General features: G+C 67.3%; 2 protein-coding genes. Both read right to left on the reverse strand.

The genetic code is table 11. The features are described from left to right. The coding region (locus EGJ34_RS21265; protein ID WP_148100551.1) for an efflux RND transporter permease subunit at window positions 1-1,764 on the reverse strand (1,764 nt) is incomplete at its 3' end. Further along, window positions 1,761-2,700 (reverse strand): efflux RND transporter periplasmic adaptor subunit (locus EGJ34_RS21270; protein WP_125362393.1); only part of this gene is annotated, 940 nt, incomplete at its 5' end. The genes EGJ34_RS21270 and EGJ34_RS21265, both read right to left, overlap by 4 nt.

The raw sequence follows: 2,700 nt of genomic DNA on the forward strand, positions 1-2,700 counted from the left end.
CACCGGCTTCAGCCAGCGGCTCTGCGGTTGCCACGCGGCATGCGGCGCTTCTTCCGGGAACGCCAGCGGCGGGCGGCCCTTCAGCGAGCTCAGCATCGGAATCAGGGTCATCGCCACCAGCAGCGAGATCGCAATCGCAATCGCCACGGTCAGCGCCTGGTCGCGGAACAACTGGCCGGCGATGCCGTCCACGAACACCAGCGGCAGGAACACCGCGATGGTGGTCAGGGTGGAGGCGACCACCGCCATGCTCACTTCGCGGGTGCCGGCGATGGCTGCCTGCAGAATGCCCAGGCCCCGCTCACGCGCCTTGGCAATGCTTTCCAGCACCACGATGGAATCGTCCACCACCAGGCCGGTCGCCAGCGCCAGGCCGCCCAGCGACATCACGTTCAAACTCAGGCCCAGCTGGCCCATGAAGAAGAACGTGGTGATGATCGACACCGGCAGCGACAGGCTGATCACGAACGTGCTCCAGCCATCGCGCAGGAACAGGAAGATGATCAGGATCGCCAGCAGGCCACCGATCACCGCGTCCTTCTTGACGTCGCTGATGGCGTGTTCGATGAAGCGCGACTGGTCTTCAATTGTGGTCAGTTCGGCATCGCCCGGGATCTGCGACTTGATCTGCTCCAGACGCGTGCGCAGCGCCGCGGCCGTGGCCACGGTATTGGCATCGCCTTCCTTGTAGATCGCCAGTTCCACCGCTTCACGACCGCCCAGGCGGATGATCGCCTCACGCTCCTTGAAGCCCTGGCGCACCGTGGCGACGTCCTTCAGCCGCACCGGTACGCCATTGGCGATGTTGGTGGAGTTGCTGCTGGACGCGCTCTGTGCGGCCGAGGCGGCGGCAATCGCCGCGTCCGAACCGGTCGACGCGGCAATCGCGAACATCTGCTGCATGGCCGCGTCGGCTGCGCTGCCGGTGCTGCTCTGCGTGGTCACCAGCAGGTTGCGGATGTCTTCCAGGTCGGCGAACTGGTTCACCGTGCGCACCAGGAAACGCTGCGAGCCCTCTTCCAGACGGCCGCCGGAGATGTTGATGTTCTCTTCCTTGAGCCGCTTGATCACGTTGTCGATCGGCAGGTTGAGCTGGGCCAGCTTCTGCTGGTCGATGTCGACCTGGATTTCATCCTCCAGACCGCCGCCGACCTTCACCGCCGCCACGCCAGCCACCGGCTCCAGCTTCTTCTTCAGGTCCTCGTCGGCATAGCGGCGCAGCGCTGTGAGCTGGCGCACCGCATCGGCGTCGCTGGCCGGGTCGCCCTTGGCCGCGATCACCAGGCGCATGATCGGCTCGGTGGAGGGATTGAAGCGCAGCAGCACCGGGGCCTTGGCCTCCAGTGGCAGGTTGAGCGCTTCCATCTTGTCGCGCACCTCCAGGCTGGCCTGGTCCATGTTGGTGCCCCAGGCAAACTCCAGCACCACGTCGCTCTGGCCGGTGCGCGAGACCGACTTGAGCTTGCGCAGGTTCTTGACCACGCCCACGGCCTCTTCGACCGGCTCGGTGATCAGGGTTTCAATTTCGGTCGGGGCCGCGCCGGTGTACTCGGTGCGCACCGTCAGGGTCGGATAGCTCAGGTCCGGCAGCAGGTTGACCTTGAGGTTGCCCAGCGCGATCAGGCCGAACAGCACCAGGGTGAGCATGCACATGAAGATGGTGACGCGGCGGCGGGTGGCGAATTCCACCAGGCCGCCGCCGGTGCCCCGGCCGTCTTCAGCCGGATGCGGTTCACTGCCGTGGCCATGCCCGGGCGAACTCATTGACGGTTCTCCGCCTTCTTCGGGGCGGCCTTGGCCACGGTGGCGGCCGGCTTCTCGCCAATCACCTGCACCGCGGTGCCGTCACGCAGCGCCACCTTGCCGGCAGTCACCACCTTGTCCCCGACCGCCAGGCCTTCGCGGATTTCCACCCACGGGCCTTCGGCGTAGCCGACCTTGACCGGCACCCGGGCGACCTTGCCGTCACGCACCCGGAATACCGCCGGGTCGCCGTCGTCGAGCAGGGCCAGGCGCGGCACCACCAGCGCGTCGGCGCGCTGGTCGTAGTCGATGCGGATGCGGCCGAACATGCCCGGCTGCAGGCCGTCGGCGTCTTCGCCGAAGCCGCTGACCACGCGGAAGGTACCGCTGCCGGCGTCCACTACCGGCGCAATGCGGTCCACGGTGCCCGGGAACGACTTGCCCGGCAGCGCATCGGCGACCAGGGTCACCGGCTGGCCGGGACGCAGCGTGGCCAGTTCACGCTCGGGCACATTGAGTGTCGCTTCCAGCCGCGAGTTGTCGACGATGCGGAAGATCGGCGTGTTGATCTGCACGAAGTTGCCGGTCTTGATCGAGCGCGAGGCGATCACCCCGGAGATCGGGGCCACCACCGTGGTGTACGAAAGTTCCAGCGTGGCCAGGCGGTACTGGGCGCGCGCGTTTTCCAGGTCGAAGCGGATCTGGTCGACGTCGGCGGCGCTGACCATCTGCTGTCCGATCAGCTTCTGGGCGCGCTGGTAGTTGTTCTCCAGCTTGCGCATCTGCGCCTCGCTCTGCGCCACCGCCAGACGCGCGCGGTCCGGGTCCAGCCGCACCAGCGGCTGGCCGGCGCGAACCTGCTGGCCTTCCTCGACCAGCACCGCCAGCGCCACGCCGGAGGTCTTTGCTACCACCTGCGACTCGGCACGCGCCTCCAGCGCGGCGGTTCCGGTGTAG

The sequence above is a fragment of the Stenotrophomonas sp. 278 genome (genome assembly GCF_003935715.1).
Taxonomy (GTDB): domain Bacteria; phylum Pseudomonadota; class Gammaproteobacteria; order Xanthomonadales; family Xanthomonadaceae; genus Stenotrophomonas; species Stenotrophomonas maltophilia_AH.